General features: G+C 64.9%; 20 protein-coding genes. 16 read left to right on the top strand and 4 right to left on the bottom strand.

Features of this window, described 5'->3' with window-relative positions; all coding sequences use genetic code 11:
* The first annotated feature begins 2 nt into the window (after window positions 1-2).
* The 4 genes from KF907_RS09475 to KF907_RS09460 all read left to right on the top strand — a co-directional run bounded on the left by KF907_RS09475 (window position 3) and on the right by KF907_RS09460 (window position 4026).
* Window positions 3-791, top strand: a complete 789-nt coding sequence (locus KF907_RS09475; protein WP_023125206.1) for a PFL_4669 family integrating conjugative element protein — start codon at window positions 3-5, stop codon at window positions 789-791.
* Window positions 788-1336 carry a DUF3158 family protein gene (locus tag KF907_RS09470; protein ID WP_004362273.1) on the top strand — a complete coding sequence of 183 codons (549 nt, stop codon included), beginning with the start codon at window positions 788-790 and terminating at the stop codon, window positions 1334-1336. The genes KF907_RS09475 and KF907_RS09470 overlap by 4 nt, the downstream gene beginning before the upstream one ends.
* Window positions 1333-1716 carry a single-stranded DNA-binding protein gene (locus KF907_RS09465; RefSeq protein ID WP_004362284.1) on the top strand — a complete coding sequence of 128 codons (384 nt, stop codon included), beginning with the start codon at window positions 1333-1335 and terminating at the stop codon, window positions 1714-1716. The genes KF907_RS09470 and KF907_RS09465 overlap by 4 nt, the downstream gene beginning before the upstream one ends.
* 294 nt (window positions 1717-2010) lie before the next feature.
* Window positions 2011-4026, top strand: a complete 2016-nt coding sequence (locus KF907_RS09460; protein WP_023443922.1) for a DNA topoisomerase III — start codon at window positions 2011-2013, stop codon at window positions 4024-4026.
* 545 nt (window positions 4027-4571) lie between these two features.
* On the opposite strand, the gene KF907_RS09455 is transcribed toward KF907_RS09460, so the two are convergent.
* Window positions 4572-5630: a hypothetical protein gene (locus KF907_RS09455; protein ID WP_162839967.1), complete on the bottom strand. Its 1059-nt coding sequence runs from the start codon at window positions 5628-5630 to the stop codon at window positions 4572-4574.
* Between the two features lie 473 nt (window positions 5631-6103).
* Between KF907_RS09455 and KF907_RS09450 the strand changes: the two genes are divergently transcribed.
* From KF907_RS09450 to KF907_RS09395, 12 genes are all read left to right on the top strand, one after another.
* The gene (locus KF907_RS09450; protein WP_023443920.1) at window positions 6104-6355 is read left to right on the top strand and encodes a hypothetical protein; all 252 of its coding nucleotides are present in this window, start codon (window positions 6104-6106) and stop codon (window positions 6353-6355) included.
* Between the two features lie 24 nt (window positions 6356-6379).
* Window positions 6380-6772, top strand: coding sequence for a hypothetical protein (locus KF907_RS09445; protein WP_023443919.1), 393 nt, complete (start codon window positions 6380-6382; stop codon window positions 6770-6772).
* Between the two features lie 298 nt (window positions 6773-7070).
* On the top strand, window positions 7071-7739 hold the full coding sequence (locus KF907_RS09440; protein WP_472843836.1) for a DUF5983 family protein: 669 nt from the start codon (window positions 7071-7073) through the stop codon (window positions 7737-7739).
* A 290-nt stretch (window positions 7740-8029) separates the two neighbouring features.
* Window positions 8030-8827 (top strand): hypothetical protein, encoded by a 798-nt coding sequence (locus tag KF907_RS09435; RefSeq protein WP_058147921.1) that lies wholly within the window; start codon window positions 8030-8032, stop codon window positions 8825-8827.
* Between the two features lie 66 nt (window positions 8828-8893).
* Window positions 8894-9259, top strand: coding sequence for a DUF3085 domain-containing protein (locus tag KF907_RS09430; RefSeq protein ID WP_041104392.1), 366 nt, complete (start codon window positions 8894-8896; stop codon window positions 9257-9259).
* 215 nt (window positions 9260-9474) lie between these two features.
* Window positions 9475-10155: an STY4534 family ICE replication protein gene (locus tag KF907_RS09425; protein ID WP_472843835.1), complete on the top strand. Its 681-nt coding sequence runs from the start codon at window positions 9475-9477 to the stop codon at window positions 10153-10155.
* A 54-nt stretch (window positions 10156-10209) separates the two neighbouring features.
* The gene (locus KF907_RS09420) at window positions 10210-10821 is read left to right on the top strand and encodes a DUF3275 family protein (protein ID WP_034080686.1); all 612 of its coding nucleotides are present in this window, start codon (window positions 10210-10212) and stop codon (window positions 10819-10821) included.
* 89 nt (window positions 10822-10910) lie between these two features.
* Window positions 10911-11276, top strand: coding sequence for a hypothetical protein (locus KF907_RS09415; RefSeq protein ID WP_041104397.1), 366 nt, complete (start codon window positions 10911-10913; stop codon window positions 11274-11276).
* Window positions 11277-11361: 85 nt separating this feature from the next.
* On the top strand, window positions 11362-12012 hold the full coding sequence (locus KF907_RS09410) for a hypothetical protein (protein ID WP_003141029.1): 651 nt from the start codon (window positions 11362-11364) through the stop codon (window positions 12010-12012).
* A gap of 65 nt (window positions 12013-12077) precedes the next feature.
* Window positions 12078-13187, top strand: a complete 1110-nt coding sequence (locus tag KF907_RS09405; RefSeq protein WP_291219918.1) for a DUF6094 domain-containing protein — start codon at window positions 12078-12080, stop codon at window positions 13185-13187.
* Window positions 13188-13288: 101 nt separating this feature from the next.
* A complete protein-coding gene (locus tag KF907_RS09400; RefSeq protein ID WP_041104402.1) occupies window positions 13289-13594 on the top strand; it encodes a hypothetical protein in 306 nt (101 codons plus the stop codon).
* A 99-nt stretch (window positions 13595-13693) separates the two neighbouring features.
* Window positions 13694-15967, top strand: coding sequence for a helicase-related protein (locus KF907_RS09395; protein ID WP_291219917.1), 2274 nt, complete (start codon window positions 13694-13696; stop codon window positions 15965-15967).
* Between the two features lie 196 nt (window positions 15968-16163).
* Here the strand turns inward: KF907_RS09395 and nucC are convergent, their stop codons facing one another.
* The 3 genes from nucC to KF907_RS09380 are packed head-to-tail and all read right to left on the bottom strand — an operon-like array spanning window position 16164 to window position 18352.
* Window positions 16164-16889: a CBASS effector endonuclease NucC gene (gene nucC, locus KF907_RS09390; protein ID WP_050157971.1), complete on the bottom strand. Its 726-nt coding sequence runs from the start codon at window positions 16887-16889 to the stop codon at window positions 16164-16166.
* Window positions 16890-17837 (bottom strand): AAA family ATPase, encoded by a 948-nt coding sequence (locus KF907_RS09385; protein WP_050157973.1) that lies wholly within the window; start codon window positions 17835-17837, stop codon window positions 16890-16892.
* A complete protein-coding gene (locus tag KF907_RS09380) occupies window positions 17837-18352 on the bottom strand; it encodes an HORMA-1 domain-containing protein (protein WP_050157975.1) in 516 nt (171 codons plus the stop codon). The genes KF907_RS09385 and KF907_RS09380 overlap by 1 nt, the downstream gene beginning before the upstream one ends.
* Window positions 18353-18355: the final 3 nt, after the last annotated feature.

The following is an 18355-nucleotide window of genomic DNA, read 5'->3' as shown; positions in this document are numbered from 1 at the left end:
ACATGGCCAACGAACGCACAGAACCCCTGCAACTGAATCTGGGATCGCTGCGCAGCGCGATGTCGCTGACGCTGCACACGCACCACGCTTCGCGCATCTGGCACGGCCGCGCGCCGACCGAGGGGCGCCCCGGCATCATCGGTCTCAACGGCTTCATCGGCGCCATGAACAAGATGAAGCGCGGCGCCGAGCAGGACGACCCGTACTCGGACTGGTGGATGTTGCGGATCGAGGACAAGCTCGCCGACACCAAGACCCGCTTGCAGACCCTGCGCGAACAGGTGGATCAGGCCCTGGCCGACGTGCCAGCGGCGCTGTCCCTGGGCGAGAACATGAATGTGCAGCCGGTGAAGCTGCCGCTGTTCGTGAATGCACAACTCGGCTTCATGGCGGTGTACCTGCTGGCCGACTACGACGACCTGGCACGCAAGCTCATCCTGGCCCACCACACGGCGCTGATCGACCGCAGCACCTTGGAGCGCTGGCTCAATGATGGCGCGCACGCGCTGCGCAGCCTGTTCTCGCTGGCCCAGCAGTACCGCTACTCGGGCACGACGCGCGACGACTTCGCGGCGAAGAACGCGGCGGCGCGAGCGGCGCTGGAGAAGTTCGGCGAGTTGCCGCAGGACGTGCTGGAAGGCGCGCGCCGCTCGCGCTTCGCGCCACCCATCGCGCGGCGGTCGAACAAGCCCGGCACGCCGCCTGCTGCGCCTGCCATCGTGCCCGATGCGCAGGCTCCCACGGGTGGCGCAGCCGATGGTGCCGCGGGCGATGAGGGTGTTGGCGCATGACAGCATCACCCCCTATCAGCCACTCCACGCGCTTCGTGGCGCTGGAACAGGCGGACTTCCAGCGGCTGGAACACGCAGGCTACCTAAAAGGCCTTTTACAGCCTTTTAAGGGTAAGGGGAGTCTGGAGACCTGGGCCAGCCAGTGCGCAGCGCTGCGCGACGACGTGATTGGCCTGGCGCAGCGGCGCGTGCTGCCCCAGGCGCGCGCCTATCCATTCAGTCTGCTCGACGTGCAACTGGCCCAGCAGGCCACTGGCGCAGGGACGACCTTCCTGCGCTGGCGCAACCTCGACCGTTCCTCCATGGGCGTGGCGTTGTGGGAGGCCCTGCTGGCCAACCCCGCGACGCCGGCCTCGCTGATCGACGAGCTGTACGCGATCGAATTGCAGCGCATCGTGCTGAACATGCAGATCAGCCTGACCCACAGCATCGCTCGCCAAGCCCTGGAATGCGCCAACAAGGCCGCGCAGGCCGAAGCGGCTTACCTGCGGCGCGTCCACGGGCATACCGCGTCCGTTCCACCCACCACCAAGGAGTCACCATGAGCACGCACTTCGTCGGCGAGGGCAACATCGGTTCTGCGCCGGACTACCGCGAATTTCCGAACGGCAACGACGAGCCGCGCCGGCTGCTTCGCCTGAACGTCTACTTCGACAACCCGATCCCGAAGAAGGACGGCGAGTACGAAGATCGCGGCGGCTTTTGGGCGCCCGTGGAGCTGTGGCACCGCGACGCCGAGCACTGGAAGACGCTGTACCAGAAAGGTATGCGGGTGCTGGTCGAGGGCCGCACCGTGCGCGACGAATGGGAGGACGCCGACGAGAACGAACGGGTGACCTTCAAGGTCGAGGCCCGGCGCGTGGGCATCCTGCCGTACCGCATCGAGTCGGTGGCGCTGAGCGCTAAGCCGGCCGGAGGACAGTAGTTCACCCATCGCCGCTCCCCCGAGGGCGGCTGTAGCAACCGTCATACGCCCGCGATGCACCAGCGAGCTATCCCCGGGGGATAGCTCCAAGGTCGTCCACGGAGTTCCAGCCACCCTCCCCAAACGACGCTCTTGCTGCGCCAGCTCCTGCGGTCCATGCGCACCGCTGCGGCAACGGCCCGCCTGCCGATCACAAAGCGGTGTCTGCATCAATCGGCTTCCTTGCTGTCGGCATCTCCTGGCGCCGCCAAGCTGACGCCCATCCGATGAACCGCACATTTCCAAGGAGGCTTCATGCGCGTGTTCCTGTGCGAGAAGCCGTCCCAGGGCAAGGACATCGCCCGTGTGCTGGGCGCCGTTCAACGCGGCAACGGCTGCTACAGCGGCGCGGGTGTCGTCGTGACCTGGTGCATCGGTCATCTGGTGGAGGCGGTTCCGCCCGAAGGCTACGGCGAGCAATACAAGCGCTGGGCCATCGAGCAACTGCCCATTCTTCCTGAGCGTTGGCGTGTCGAGCCCAAGGCGGCGACCGCAGCGCAATTCAAGGTCGTGCAGCAGCTCGTCGCCAAGGCGGGTGAGCTGGTGATTGCGACCGACGCCGACCGCGAGGGCGAGATGATCGCCCGCGAGATCATCGACCTATGCGACTACCGCGGGCCGATTCAGCGCCTGTGGCTGTCGGCGCTCAACGATTCGTCGATCCGCAAGGCGCTGGGCGCGCTCAAACCGTCCGCCGAGACGCTGCCGCTGTATTTCTCCGCACTCGCCCGTTCGCGTGCCGACTGGCTGATCGGGATGAACCTGAGCCGCTTGTTCACCCTGCTGGGGCGCCAGGCCGGCTATACGGGCGTGCTGTCGGTGGGGCGCGTGCAGACGCCGACGCTGAAGTTGGTCGTGGATCGTGATCGCGAGATCGCGCGATTCGTCTCCATGCCGTATTGGGCCGTGGATGTGCTGCTATCCCATGCCGGCCAATCCTTCACCGCGAGCTGGATACCGCCCGAAGGCAGCACGGATGCAGCGGGTCGCTGCCTTCAGCAGCCGGTGGCGCAGCAGGCTGCGGATCGCATTCGCGCGGCACGCGATGCGCAGGTCGTGTCGGTGGACACCGAGCGCGTGCGCGAGGCACCGCCGCTGCCGTTCGACCTGGGCACGCTGCAGGAGGTGTGCTCCAAGCAGTTGGGCCTCGACGTGCAGGAGACGCTGGACATTGCCCAGGCGCTGTACGAGACACACAAGGCGACAACGTATCCGCGCTCGGATTCGGGCTACCTACCCGAGAGCATGCTGGCCGAGGTGCCGACCGTACTCGACAGCCTGGTCAAGACCGACCCCAGCCTGCGGCCGCTGATCGACCGCCTGGATCGCCAACAGCGCTCGGGTGCATGGAACGACGGCAAGGTGTCGGCTCACCACGGCATCATCCCGACGCTGGAGCCCGCCAACCTGTCGGCCATGAACGAGAAGGAACTGGCCGTCTACCGGCTGATCCGCGCCCATTACCTCGCGCAGTTCCTCCCGCACCATGAGTTCGACCGGACGGTAGCGCAGTTCTCGTGCGGCAGTCAGTCGCTGGCGGCCGTGGGCAAGCAGATCGCCGTCACCGGCTGGCGTGAGGTGCTGGCGACGCCGGGGCCGGACGATGCCGATGGCGAGGATGCGCAGCGCAGCCAGGTGCTGCCCGCCCTGCATGCGGGCCTGTCCTGCCCGGTCGGAAAGGTGGATCTCAAGGCGCTGAAGACGCTGCCGCCCAAACCCTACACGCAGGGCGAGCTGATCAAGGCCATGAAGACCGTCGCCAAGTTCGTGACCGACCCGCGCCTGAAACAGAAGCTGCGAGATACCACCGGCATCGGCACCGAGGCGACACGCGCCAACATCATCAACGGTCTGATCGGTCGCGGCTACCTGGTCAAGAAAGGCCGCGCCGTCCGCGCTTCCGACGCGGCATTCACGCTCATCGACGCGGTGCCCTCGGCCATCGCCGACCCCGGCACCACGGCGGTGTGGGAGCAGGCGCTCGACATGATCGAGGCCGGCCAAATGGCGCTGGACACCTTCATCGAGAAGCAGTCCGTGTGGGTCGGCCAGCTCGTGCAGCAGTACCGCGGCGCAACGCTCTCGCTCAAGCTGCCGCCGGCGCCGGCCTGCCCGCAGTGCGGCGCACCGATGCAGCAGCGCACGGGCAAGAGCGGCGCGTTCTGGTCCTGCTCGCGCTACCCGGACTGCAAGGGTACGTTGCCGATCGAGTCCCCGACGGGCCGGCGCAGCGCACCGCGCAAGCGGCGCGCTGCCTCCAAGGCGTCCTGATCCTCGCTTTCCCCCTGCCGCGCCGGCCACTTCACTGGCGGCGAGGCAAACGTCCCGCACCGCGCGGGACTCCAAAGCGCGCGTCTCCTTCTGCAACGGTGTGCGCGCCCCGTCTGCCCGCCATCGGGCGACGGGGCGAGAAGGTCATTGCTCCCACGAATCGCGCCCGCCGCCATTCCCTTGATCGGTGTGCCTTGCCTCGGTCACGAGGGGCTTCCTGACGCCTTGCCGCCGCGCGAGCCGTGAGGAGGCCCCTTGGGCCGAGGGTATTCCGTGCCGGTGCCCGCCGGCGGAACAACGGGCTCCCTTTGTGCGCGTATGCGTGCCAAAGGATTTCGGCCCCAACCACGACACGGGTCGGGTGTGAATGCTGCGACAGCGGACGGCTCCGACGACGGCCAGGCGCTGTGCCAGCCCACGGGTGGTTTCTTGTTCGATAGCCGAAGACCTGCAGGTCTTCGGCGCCTTTTTCCAGCCTTCCCGAAACCCGAACAGGAAACACCATGACCTCAACGACTCATGGAGATCTGCCGACCTGCCAGCTTTCACTCAAGCGTGCCGGGCTGCTTCTTCAGCAGCAGGCATTTCGCCAGATAGCTGTCCGAGAACGCTCGCAGGTTCGCGCGACGCACCGACTGCTCCGCCACAGTTCCAGGCCCCGCGCGTTTGGGTAGACAGCGGGCGACGACTTCGCCTAGTCGCGCATGGATATGACCGGTTGGATTCAACTCCCAAGCGCCATTGGCTCGACCACCTGGGATCGCCACGACGGCACGGCAACGGATTTCCCCCAGGAAATCCTGCAACAAGTAGTCGCGGGTGGCGATGTATGGAAACACGATCGTGCCCTCGACACCGGCAGGAAAAATCGCTACCGCAGGCAGCATCACATCGTGCGCAAGATTCAGCACCGCCTTCTTCTGCTCCTCAAGGCTGGCCATCAACTTGGTGTCACTCTTCACCTTGCGGATGACCTTGTTGCGGAACAGCGCAGGTTGTTCCTTCACGAGAAACAACAACGCAGCAAGATAGAAGGGCAATTGCAGGAATGGCAGATCCACCGCCTGGATCAGGCCACTCAACCACTCCAGCTTGGATTCCGCACTGCCAGGCTGGTGGTAGATGTACAGAATGGCTGGCAGGTAGCCCGACAGCAGGGCTATGTTCTGCGCAAGCTCAGGCTTGCCGTCCTCCAGCAACCTGTCGAAGTATCCGGCATTTTGCTTGGCCGCCCAGGCACCAAAGCGCTGCCCCAGCAACTCGGCAAAATCATGCAGTGCCTGGCTGGCGCCTCCAAACTTCTGCCGCTGTTCGAGCATGGCCATCACCGGGTTCAGCTCCAACGGCTTCGAGCGCAGAAGGTTCTCCAGATAGTCGGTGTTGGCCGAACGACGGCCTTCGACCATGTCGGTCAGCACATTGTTGTCGAGCACCAGTGAATGCAGCACCTTCGAGCCCGATGGCACCGATCCCCATTGGTGCAGCATCGGCCGGATATACAGCGCATCGATCTCGCCAGGTGGTGAGGCCGCCACCTTCCCATCCACCACCCATGTCTCGCCGATCAGCGGCTCCACTAAGTCGAAGTCTCTCGTTGTGTCCATTCCGCTCCATGTGCCCCCATCGCCGTAATGGTGCAACGCTCGCAGTGTAGCCATCTCATCCCGTCAGGCAGTGACTTTTCGGTGCATTCAAGCACTGGAGCATCTGGCGCAGCCTTCATACGCAATACGCCATCGCTTCGTCGCAGCACCAGTCGTACCCAACCGGGTCCTGGTGCATAGGGCACTAGCCGGATTCGGCGGCATTGCGGTGATGACGGATTTCTGTTTCTTGGACCACAGCGACCCTCCTCGCGCCGATCCTCCCATCATGCGTCGCTGACTCGTCAGCACCATGCCAGCAGCCAGGGTCATCCGGCTGCCGCGGAGCTCCTCCGTGCGACCCGCCCAGTCCGCTTCGCATCGACCACCGCGGACGCACGCCCTCGCGGCGCCGATGCCTGCTTTGTTCCATCCACCGGGAGGTTTCCGCTCCCGTTCGGGATGTGGCCTCCGACCTTCGCCAGGAGATTGCCATGCCCCGTCCGCCCCCAGCGGTGCTTCCCAGCCCCGCACAGGCCTGTGCCGATTCCATCGGCCATCTGGCCCTGGTCCACATCGGCAAGCGCCTGCCCCTGCAGGTCTGCCACAGCGCCGCCGGCCACTACATCGGCACCACCGATGCAGAAGGTCCGGTCTCGCGTGAGTCCGTCCAGTACTTCCGTTCGTACCAGGCCGCCCGCCATGCCCTGGAGACAGGCCACTGGCAACAGCGGCTTAAGCCTTGAAACCCTCTCGCCAGGAGATTCCTCATGAACCAGTCCTTGCCCCAAGACGTACTCGACCTGATCGCTCTGGAGGATCTGCATTTTTCCCAAGCGCCCGAAGCGTTCTTCCAAGCATGGAAGCGCGGCGCCGAAATCGCCGGCCACGAGTGGTTCGGCGACGGCACACGCGAAGGTCTGCAGCGTGCCACCACCAAGTGGGACCTGCGGCCCAACATGCTGATGCTCAACGACGCCCTGGGCGTGCTGAGCAGCGGTCAACGCATGTTCCTGTCCGCGATGGTGAGCTTCTACAACTCCCGCGAGGGCGGCGCGATGCTCAAGCGTTGCGGCTTCGAGGGGCTGTCCGACTTCGGCGGCCTCGATCTGGAACGGCGCCAGGTCATCGCTGATCTCACGCTGCACTACAACGGCTGGTGAACCGCGCCTGGCAACCCACCGTCCTTTCATCCCACCCCACGAGGGACATGCGTCCCCGTTCGGGGCCATGTCCCTCCTTCCTTTCGCAGGAGCGGCCATGTCCCGAATCACCATCTTCCACTGACCTGCACCGCCCGCCACCAGGGCGGCCCGACGCCGCGGCCGGCTGACCGGCTGCCACTTCATCCACTCGCTGGGGTTCAATCCCCGGCAGGGGATTGCCTCGGCCATCCTCTGCTGGAGCAATCCCATGTCTCATTCCAAAAACCCCTTCGTCCGCGGCTACGGTGGCCTGTCCGTGCAGCGGCTGCTGGCGATTTCCTACGACGACGACTGCCCGCTGAGCTATCTGCCGCTGCACGTCTCGCAGTCGCACCTGCCGGACAGCCAGGTCGAGCGCCATGCCTGCGTCTTCTGCGACGACTTCGCGCTGATCACCGAGGGCCAGAACGTGCCGCCCGAGCTGGACGCGCAGTGCCCCAGCCACGGCATCGCCCGAAACCTCGTCTACGCCGTCATGGCCGAAGAAGCCGGCCAGCCGCTGCACGTCGGCGATACCTACTCCGAGGAAGCCGCGCGCGAGGTGGTACGCCGCCTGCGCTTCGAGACCGGGTTCTACAGCCGTGCTTGGGAAATCAGTTCGGTGCATATCACCGAGGAGGCCGGCCGCTTCCTCGCCGAACTGGCGGACATCGCCACGCCGAGCGGTTTTTTGTTCATGGCCTTCCGCATTCCCTACAGCCCGGCGGTCGGCGTGAAGCTGATCGCCACGCCCTGGACGGATGCGAACCTGCAGCATGTCGAGGGCATCACCGCCGAAGAGCTGCGGCAGGAGCACCGGGCCAAGGGCGTGCCGGAGTCCCTCGTGGAAGTGTTGCACCTGGCTGCGCTCGCCGACGTTCGCATGTTGGTGTTCGATGCCGACGCGCCCGTGCTGGACGGGCTGACGCTCTACGACGACGAGTAACCCGCAACCCATTCGAGCCCCCACGTCGGGGCTCTTCTTTTGCGCGGAACGCGGTGCCGGCGCATTGCCGATTCCCAACGGACGGTCGCCGCCATGTGCCGCACGCTGGCCGCATGTTCGCTGGCGTTGCCGGCAGTATGCCCAGGCAGTCGAGACCTTCGAGACTGCGGCGCGGTTCGCCGTGCTGGTTGCTTCGTTCTCCGGGCGCACCCGCGTCCATCCACCTCACCCTCAAGGGACCGACCTCCCTTGCAGGCGGGAGTCCCTTGGTTGCCACAAGGAGTCTCCCCATGGATACGCAAGCCATCCGCGCACAGATGCCGGCGCTCGTCGTCGGTCATGTGCCTTCCAACGTCCGTTCGTTCAAGTTCAACATCTTCGACGGCCAGCCCAAGGTTTCGACGCTGGGCTTTCACATCGACCCGAAGCCATTCGAGGGCAAGGTCATCGCCACCACCGACGAGGCCATCGTCGTCAAGACGGGACGGGCCGAGTTCGCGGTACTCGATCGCACGCTCGTGACCGAAGTGCCCGACGAGGGCGCCAAGGTGCAGGTCGAACCCTATGTCAGACGCCGCTTCGACGGTCAGCGGGCGGACACGCCCGAGGAGCAGACCGAGTTCACCGCCGACGGCCAGCCCTACACGGTGAAGCGGTTCGTGCTCGGTTCCGCACCGGCGAAGCTGCCGATCCCCGAGCCGCGCTGCCCCGAGCTGCAGGAACTGATCGACCAACTGGAGCAGTTGCCTGCTCCCGACGGCTTCCGGCGCATCACCCACATGCTGGTGGATGCCGGTGCGCGGGACATCACCTGGGTCGATCCGCTGCCCGCCGACATCATCCGCACGCCGCCGGCCATCGGCTTCACCGTCGCCACGATGAAGTTCCAGGGTCGCGTCACCGTGCTGTATGAGCGTGGCCTCGACCTCTACGCGGTGGAGCTGCGCCGCGACGGCGAGCTGGTCGAACGGGTCGATGAGGTGTTCTTCGACACCCTCGGCGAGACGCTGGAACGGCTGATCGACGACGGGAGCTGGAGACGCATTCGCGTGCAGTGTCAGTCGGGTCGCAAGGCTGTCCGGCACTGACCTCCCAGCAGCTTCCCGCCCTCGCGGCGGGAAGCCTCTCTTCCTGCCTCCCTGGAGATCACACCCATGACTGTTCGATTCAAAGGCACGGAGCTGCGGCCCGTGCTCGCCGAAGCGGTGGCGAATCAATGCCGCGTCATCCTGGTCAAGGATCACGGCGTGTACTTCCTGGCCGAGCGCGGCGAGCGCCGACCCGATGGTCGCCAGAAGACCATCGCCTATGCCGCCGGCTGCAACCCGGATGTCGATGCCTTCGACGACTGGTGGGAACTGGCGCGTGCCGAGGTCGGTGGCGACGACTTCGGCGAGGTCTTCGATCCGCAGGAGGGCGTGTTTGCGCGCATCCTGCGCAGCGAGGACGACCTCGACGTGTCCGCCACCGCGACACACCTGTCGCTGCAGGCGGTTCCTTCCACCCCCAGCGGCAACTGACCGCCCATCCCTGGCCCCCGCTCCGGGGGCCTCATTCTTCCCGGCAATGCGGACAGCCGCGAGTGCCGATTGCCGCTCGCCTGCGCGCCGTCCTGGCGCCACGCTTCCGGCCATGTTCCGCTGACGTCCGTCAGCGACATGCCCAGGCAGCCACGATCTTCAAGGCTGCGATGCGGTTCCGGCCGCGTTGATCACTCCAGTTCGCACCGGCATCCATGCGCGAACGGCCATCGGTTCTCGATGGCGATGCCACCAAGCTGTTCCATCAACCCACGCGGGGGTTCCACACCTTCCCCGCCTTGGGTCGGGTGTGTCTCCGCCTCATTGTTCCCAGGAGATTCACCATGACCACTTCCACCGAAAAGTCCTACTTCGATCTGCACATCACCGGCCTCGGGTATCTCAATCGCATCCGCGAAGTGAAGCCCAAGAAAGGCGATGCGTTCCTGGCCTGCGACATCGCAGCCCTGAACGGTCCCAGCGATGACGTCTCGTATGTGCGCTTCGACACGCGCGTATCGGGTTCGGAAGCGCAGCACCTGGTGCGCCGCTGCATTCAGGCGGTCGACGCCGAGAAGAAGGTGATGATCGGCTTTCGCCTGGGCGACCTGTGGACCGACACCTTCACCTACTCCAAGGGCAAGCGTGCCGGCGAGCAGGGTGTGAGCCTCAAGGCCCGCCTGCTGTTCGTCAGTTGGATCAAGGTCGACGGCAAGCTCGTCTACAAGGCCGAACCAAAGCCGACCGAGACCGACGAGCGGGAGCCGGAAGTCCCTGTGACGTCCGACGCGCCCGCTGCGCAGCAAGCCTCGGCACCGGAGCCTTCCGAGCCCGTCGCCGATGCTGCCGACGACGCAGCCGATGCCCCCGCATTGGCCGTTGCCGAGTCGTTCTGATCCGCAAGGCCCCATCCCCGGGGCCTTGTCTTCTCTTCGTCCCAGGAGACCTTCATGATCACCATCCCCGGCCAACTGGCCATCAAGACCATCCACGGCAGGAACGGCGACTTCAACGTCGGCCGCCTGGCGACCTCGATCGGCGAGTTCGTCGTGAAGAACGCCGAACTCGATCAGTACCGCGAGGGCAAGTACGACGGTGATTTCGTCATCGTCGAGATTCGTCCCTCCACGTACAACGCCAACGGCCGCATGGTCATCGAGATCCGCGCCCATCTGGGCGGGATGACACTGTCCAACATCGACGCCCTGAGCCGCGACGAAGCCCGCCGGCTGAGTCCGCAGGAAGTCGATCCGATCGACGAGGAGGCGCAGGCGCCCGTGCCGGCAACGCCCCCGGCCAAGCCGAAGGCGAAGCCGCGCAGTCCGCGCGATCCCCTGGTCGATACCACGCCGTTCGGCAGCGAACCGGCTCCCGTGTCCGCTGCGGCCTCGGCCGAGGCAGACGACGCGGCGCTGTTCGGTGCCTTGTGGCCCCTGGGCGAGACCGTGAAGCTCGATGCGACCGTGGATCGTCGTGTGCTGCGTCAGCAGCGCGACCGTCTCGACAAGCTGGGCTACGAGTTCGCTCCGTTATCCCAGGACTGGCACCTCCAAGCTGCCTGATCCATCCGCCGCCTTGCGCGGCATTCCGCCACCCGCCGGGGTTCTCCCCCGACGGGGAGGGCTCCGGCCATTTCTTCAAGGAGACCCTCATGGGCTGGACCTTCGTTCGTCAGACGCGCGATCAGTTGATCCGCGAGCTGATCGCTCCGCAGGCGTCCGAACGCGCTTGCTGCGAAGTCATCGACCACACGCTGGACGGCGACGTTCTGTGGACCGTGGTTCGCGTCACCGCCAAGCAGACGGGCGTCATGGGCCTCGCGGCCGGTGAGTCCGTCGCCTACATCGGCTGCCATCTGTTGGAAAGCGCGGGCCTCGAGTGGGGCTACAAGTCCCTCGATGAGTCCGTGCATCCGTACTACTACTCGTGTCCGCTGCGCTATCTCGACATGGCGCCGGTGCAAAGCCCCGCGTGGCGCGAGCGGGTTCACCGCTTCCACGCGGGGCGCGCTGTCTAGCGGCACGCATCTTCCTTCCACCCAACCGGGGCGAGCATGGCCCCGCGGGCTGTGGTTGCTCCTTCATTTTCAAGAGGACATCACCATGCCTGCACCTTCTTCCGCGAAACCGCTGTACCGCATCGACGAATGCCCCGACCTCATGGCCGACGGTTGCGTCGGTGACGAGCAGGGCAATCTCGTCTTTCTCTCGATCTGGGCGCGCGACACCGCCGTTCAGGAGTTCCTCGCCCGCCTGACCCTCGGCCGGGATGAACAGGGACTGGATCAGTTCCACGTCATCACCGAGCAGGGCGCATCCATCCCGGTCTTCGTCGGCAACGTCGAGAACCTGGAAAAGCGCATCACCCGTGCCTATCGGCGAACGCTGTTCGGTTCGCTGACGAATGTGTGGCTGTTCGATCGTCGCTGCGTGAAGCCAGACAAGGCCAACGCCAGCGCGCTGGCGCTTCTGCCCAGGGATTCCGCTCACCGGCTCGACCGGCTGTGGACGCTGGTGCAGGACACCTGCCCGCTGCCACTGCTCGACCACTGGCGCGACACCGTGCTGGAGCTGTTGCAGACACGGCGGATGCTGACCGGTCTTCCCTTGGCCCTCGGGCCGCTGGAAGGCCATCGGCTGGCCCTCGATGTCCCGGCGCTGACGAAGGCGTTGGGCGAGCTGATCCGCAACGGCACCCTCGGCGCCACGCAGTACGAACTGGCCGCGAACGCACCGCTTCGGCGTGTGGCGTGAGCCATCCCCACGGGCATGCGCGCCGCGCGTGCCCGCCTTCCCTCATCCATCACCAGGAGAAATCCATGACACTCATGTTTCCGCGCCTGGCGCGCAATTTCATTCGTAACGGCTACTTCCCCACCGACGAGCCGACGCTGGAGCGGGCCTTGTCCGCACTGGCGCCGTCTCCCGGCTCCATGTCCATCCTCGATCCCTGCGCCGGCGAAGGCGTGGCGATTGCCGAAGCCGCCCACGCCCTCGGGCGCGAGCAGGTCCAGGCCTTCGTCGTCGAGTACGACGCCGAGCGTGCCCGCCACGCACGGCAACTGGTCGATCGCTGCATCCACGGTGACCTGATGGACACGCTGATCTCGCGCCAGTCCTTCGGGCTGCTGTGGCTGAACCCGCCGTATGGCGACCTGAGCAAGGACGTGAACGGCAACATCGGCTATCAGGGCCAGGGCCGTGCGCGGCTGGAAAAGCTGTTCTATCAGCGCGCGCTGCCGCTGCTGCAGTACGGCGGCGTGCTGATCTTCATCGTGCCGTCCTACGTGCTCGACCCCGAGCTGGTCGGATGGCTGACGCGCCACTTCGCCGACCTGCGCATCTACCGTGCGGTGGAAACGCAGTTCAAGCAGGTGGTGATCTTCGGTCGCAGGATTCGTCAACGCGACCAGGCGTCGGAGTCGGTCAAAGCCGTGCGCGGTCTGCTGCTGCAGATCGGAGAGGGTGACGCCGAAGCCGAGGAACTGCCGCTCGAATGGCCGTTCCTGCCGTACACCGTCCCTGCCAGCCCGGCCGAGCCGGAGCACTTCTATCGCGTGACGATGGAGCCCGAGCAGTTCGCCGATGAAGTCGGCCGGCTACAAGGACTCTGGCCGGCGCTCGATACGCACCTGGGCGCCGCGCAGCAATCGCTGCGTCCGCCCGCGCGGGCCTTGTCGCACTGGCATCTCGCCCTGGCCTTGGCCGCAGGCGCGATCTCCGGCGTGGTGACGTCCAAGAGCGGGCGCGTGCTGGTCGTCAAAGGTGATACCCACAAGGAGAAGACCCTCCAGACGGAGTACACCGAGCGCGACGACGGCTCCGTGGCCGAGACGCGCATCCTCACCGACAAGTTCGTGCCGGTCATTCGTGCATGGGATTTGACGCTGGGCTCGCCCACGTGGGGCGAAGTGCTGACTATCCGCTGATCGCTGTTCCCTGACGGTTCACCGTCGCTTTCATCCACCCACCGGGGTCACGTTGCCCCGATGGGGTGCCGTGGCCCCTTCTTCCAGAAGGAGATACCACCATGGCACTCGCAGTCCTCAACCTCGCGTCACAAGCACGCTTTTCGCCCGGGCAGGTGGTCATGACCGCCGGCGTCGACGAGCTGGTCCGACAGGGCCGGCTCAACCCCACGCCGTACCTGAGCCGCCATCTTCATGGCGAATGGGGCGACCTGAGCGACAGCGATCGGCGGCAGAACGACGCCGCGCTGAAGTCTGGCGAGGATCGTCTGTTCTCGTCCTACCAGGTCACGCGCGACCTGAAGCTCTGGATCATCACCGAATGGGATCGCAGCGTCACCACACTGCTGCTGCCCAGCGAATACTGATCCGCATCCAGCGGCCTCGCGCCGCTTCTTTCTTCCCACCCAGGGGCATGTCACCGCCCCGTGGGGGAGGTGCATGCCCCATTGCTTTGGAGCATCACCATGTCCCTCGATCTCGAAACCGTTCCCGAAACCGCTGTGCAGGGCGACCTGCTCGAAGCGGCCGCTTCACCCCTCACGCTCAGCCTGCAGGACTTCGTGTCCGAGTTCGGCGACGAGCTGCTCGACTCGCTCAACCGCGCCAATCCTCCGGTCTACACCGGCGAGGTGCGGGTGCATCGGCAACTGATCCTCGCCGCGCTCAAGCGCAAGCTGTTCCCGGCGCAAGCCGATGTGGTCCACGCTGTCACCGAGCTGTTGGTCGATCGCGGCGAACGCGCCGCGATCGTCAATGGCGAGATGGGCTGCGGCAAGACGACGGTGGGTATTGCCACCGCCGCCGTGCTCAACGCCGAAGGCTACCGCCGCACCCTGGTGCTCTCGCCACCCCACTTGGTCTACAAGTGGCGGCGCGAAATCCAGGAGACGGTGGCCGGGGCCAAGGTCTGGGTGCTCAACGGCCCGGACACGCTGGTCAAGCTGCTGAAACTGCGTGAGCAGTTGGGCGTGCCGGCGCAGGGCCAGGAGTTCTTCGTCCTGGGCCGCGTGCGGATGCGGATGGGGTTCCACTGGAAGCCTGTCTTCGTTCGGCGGCGCACGCCTCACGGCGACGTGGGGGCCTGCCCGGCTTGCGGGCATGTCATCACCGACCTGGACGGCGAGCCTGTCAACACCATCGATCTAGAAGCGGAAGAGTCCCGCCGTAAATGCAGCCACTGCACCTCACCGCTGTGGACGCTGATCCGTCCCAGAGGCCTGTCCGCCAGCGACCAGTCCTCGACCGTGCTCAAGGCACTGAAGCGTATTCCAACCATCGGGGAAGTCACCGCGCAGAAGCTGATGCAAAAGTTCGGTGACGCCTTCCTCGCGTCGATGCTCGGGGACAACATCCACGAGTTCATCAACCTGATGGATGGCAACGGCGAGCTGGTCTTCTCGGACCGGCAAGCCCATCGGATGGAACGTGCGATGGCCAACATGGAGTTCGGCTTCGGCGAGGGCGGCTACCAGCCGTCCGAGTTCATCAAGAGGCAGCTTCCCCAAGGCACGTTCGACCTGCTCATCGCCGACGAGGCACACGAGTACAAGAACGGCGGCTCCGCACAGGGCCAGGCCATGGGGGTGTTGGCGGCCAAGGCGCGCAAGACGCTGCTGCTCACCGGCACACTGATGGGCGGCTACGGCGACGACCTGTTCCACCTGCTGTTCCGAGCCCTGCCGGGGCGGATGATCGAAGACGGCTACCGGCCGACGAAGAGCGGCAGCATGACGTCGGCTGCGATGGCGTTCATGCGCGATCACGGTGTCTTGAAGGACATCTATTCCGAGAGCACTGGCACGGCGCACAAGACGGCCAAGGGCACCAAGGTATCGGTGCGCACGGTCAAGGCGCCGGGCTTCGGTCCGAAGGGCGTGCTGCGTTGCGTCCTGCCGTTCACGGTCTTCCTCAAGTTGAAGGACATCGGTGGCAACGTGCTGCCGCCCTACGACGAGGAGTTCCGCGAAGTCGCGATGGACACGGCGCAGGCCGCGGCCTACCGCGATCTGGCGGGTCGGCTGACCCAGGAGCTGAAGCAGGCCCTGGCGAAGCGCGACACGACGCTGCTCGGTGTAGTCCTCAATGTGCTGCTGGCCTGGCCGGACTGCTGCTTCCGGTCGGAAACGGTGGTACATCCGCGCACACGCAACACCTTGGCGTTCGTGCCGGCTCAGTTCAACGAGCTGGAGGTGATGCCCAAGGAACGCGAGCTGATCGAGATCTGCAAGCAAGAGAAGGCAGAAGGTCGCAAGACCCTGGTCTATTCGGTCTACACTGGCACGCGCGACACCACGTCGCGTTTGAAGGTGCTGCTTGAGCAGGAAGGCTTCAAGGTGGCGGTACTGCGCGCGAGCGTGGATGCCTCCCGCCGTGAGGACTGGATCGCCGAGCAGTTGGACCGTGGCATCGACGTGCTCATCACCAATCCCGAGCTGGTGAAAACCGGCCTGGACCTGCTGGAGTTCCCGACCATCGTGTTCCTCCAGTCCGGCTACAACGTGTATTCGTTGCAGCAGGCCGCCCGGCGCTCATGGCGCATCGGCCAGAAGCAGCCGGTGCGCGTGATCTACCTCGGCTACGCCAACTCCTCGCAGATGACCTGCCTGGGGCTGATGGCCCGGAAGATCATGGTGTCGCAGAGCACCTCCGGCGACGTGCCCGAATCGGGGCTCGATGTCCTGAACCAGGATGGCGACTCGGTGGAGGTGGCACTGGCACGGCAGTTGGTCGCGGTCTGACCTGTTTACGTGAGCCGACTCCCCGTAAGGGCTGTCGGCTCTTTTTCTGGCCGCTTGCCGATGTGCGAGCCAAGCTGGTCTATCAAGTAGGGGTGGACGCCGACGGGCTCCGGACGACCGCTTGGACCGGGCCACCGCCGGGCTTGCTTGCTCTGATAATTTCTACGAATGGCTATCCAGTTTGATGGGCATATGCCTATTTCATGAGCCACTGCCCATAAGCTTCCACATCGATCATGGGAACTGTCCCACTGAACTGAAGTCGGGAAATCAACTTGAACAGAAAGGCCGTCGCTGGTTTGTTCTCGTTGATGTAGCTGTAGTTGCCCGTAGCATGGTCGAGAAAAAAGTGGCCGTGAGCAGCTACGCACCCGATGTCCAGTCGCCCGTCCTCTAAGTCGGTGGTCAGAGCTCGGTCGAAGGATTTCCCCAGTGCAGGGCTCCATTCACTCTCAAACGTAAGCAATCCGCCCAAAATGGGAATGAGAGGCTTGGGAGGGTAAGTCCCTCCCGCATGAGGAATTGGCAAGCTGGTCCGATGCAAGCTGCGGACGCTAGCAACCTTTTGCTGTGCATAAGCCACCAGATTGGCGTCTGCTGTCTGCTTGGCCTCGAATACGGCATATACGCTCTCGGCTGGGATGATGGTCTCATTCTCGTAAGTGAAGATGAAGGGCGAGTACTGCCGATCGAAGATCACCACATCGATCTGCTGGCTGAAGTTCCCGAGACTGTCCACCACATGCGCCTTGGCGGCCTGATAACGCTTCGGCAAGTACGTATCCAGCATGCTGATCCAGACGTTTTCACTTGCATCGCCTTTCGTTCCTGGATGGCCAAATGTCTTGCGGACAGTAGAGAGGCGCTGCTGGATGTCTTCATGCAAAGAGGAAAGAAGCTGGGAGAGCGACCACTGAGACATTTAACACCCCCTTGCCGTGGAGTCTTTGAACGGCGGAGTCGGCGCCATCGCGCGGGCCAGTTCGATGGCACGGGATGGCTTTATGGGCCCCTGAGGGTAGGCGTCCAGCACGATCGCGGGTAGCAGGCGCTGCGTGAGGTCCGAGTAGGTAAAGCCGTAAGGGCGTTTGGCCTGCTCGCCCGTGGCCGCCACCAGGGATTGCAGATCGGCCTTGCCAAAGCCAGCGTCGCCCAGGCGCCGGTGAAGGACCTCAAGTCGCTGAGCTTCGTCAGGTCGCTCGAATACGAGAATGTCGGCCGCGCGTCGGCGCACGGCCGGGTCCAACGCGTTGAGGCGGTTAGTGCACATCAGCACAGCGGCCGGCAGGTGGCCGTTGGCCAGCCGGTCGATCCCGCGAATGAACGCATTCACGCCCGCGCGATCTTCATGATGCATCTGATCGGCTTCTCGGGATTGCGCGAGCGCATCGGCCTCATCAACCAGCAGTATCACGCCTCCGCGTGCTCGACTGCCCTTGGAGGACTTGACCTTGCTTGCTTCATGGAAGGCGTGGTCGAACGCCGCCGAGACGAGTTGGGTCATCTCGCCGACACGGCCTTGCCCCCGAGAAGACAGGCTGAGCGGCAGCAGTGTGATGTCGATCCCTTCTTGCCGCGCCACCATGTCACCGATCGTTTCGGCGAGTTCGGTCTTTCCGGAGCCCACATCGCCGGAGAGCACTACCAATGGGGGCCGGCGCAGCACGGCGTCGAGCAATCCTGTCGAATGAGCGTGGTGCTGGTCGAGCCATTCCTTGAGACCTGCGGGGTTGATGAGAACAGCGAGAACGTTACTCAGACGACGGATCTTGTCGTCCATTCCGACCAGCTTGGCCAGACGGCTCTGGGCGTCGGCATCTGGCAAAGTGATGGGGCGTTCGAACAGCCCCGGCGTGCTGGTAGTGGTCATCAGTAGCTCCTGACACTGGCGCGGCCCAAGGCGCGGCCGCCGGATGAATACGTCTTGTCGTCGGCGAAGTAGCCTCCGCTGACCGATGGCTCGGGCGCTCCCGTGCGTTGGACGGGCAACTGCTGCTTGATGGCTTCGCGCTGCGCCAGCGTGAGTGCATCCCAGGCAGAGCTGTAGGTGAGATAGCTGTAGAACGACGCTCCTGCCACGTTGGCGCCGGGGCGAACACGGCCCGGATCGTCATCCATGCCGTCTCCAGCCAGTTCACGGGCCGTGTAGCGCAGGGTCGGCTCGATCCATTCGCCATCGCGCTTGAAGCCATAGGTCACCGTGTCGAGATAGCCTTGACGCAAGAGCTCCGTGATCTCGCCTTCGAGTCGCTCGATGAAAGCATCGTCGGGGGCATGGTAGAAGCGCTGCATTCGCTTCAGGTCGGCTGCCACTTTCGCCGCCAGGTGCCTGGCATGCGTCAAGGTGAACGCCTTGGTCTCGGTGGTGGTGTAGGCGTAACTCATGGT

The sequence above is a fragment of the Dokdonella sp. genome, from assembly GCF_019634775.1.
GTDB lineage: Bacteria > Pseudomonadota > Gammaproteobacteria > Xanthomonadales > Rhodanobacteraceae > Dokdonella.
The sequence above is the reverse complement of the archived record's forward strand: the minus strand, read 5'-3'. Positions and strand labels throughout refer to the sequence as shown.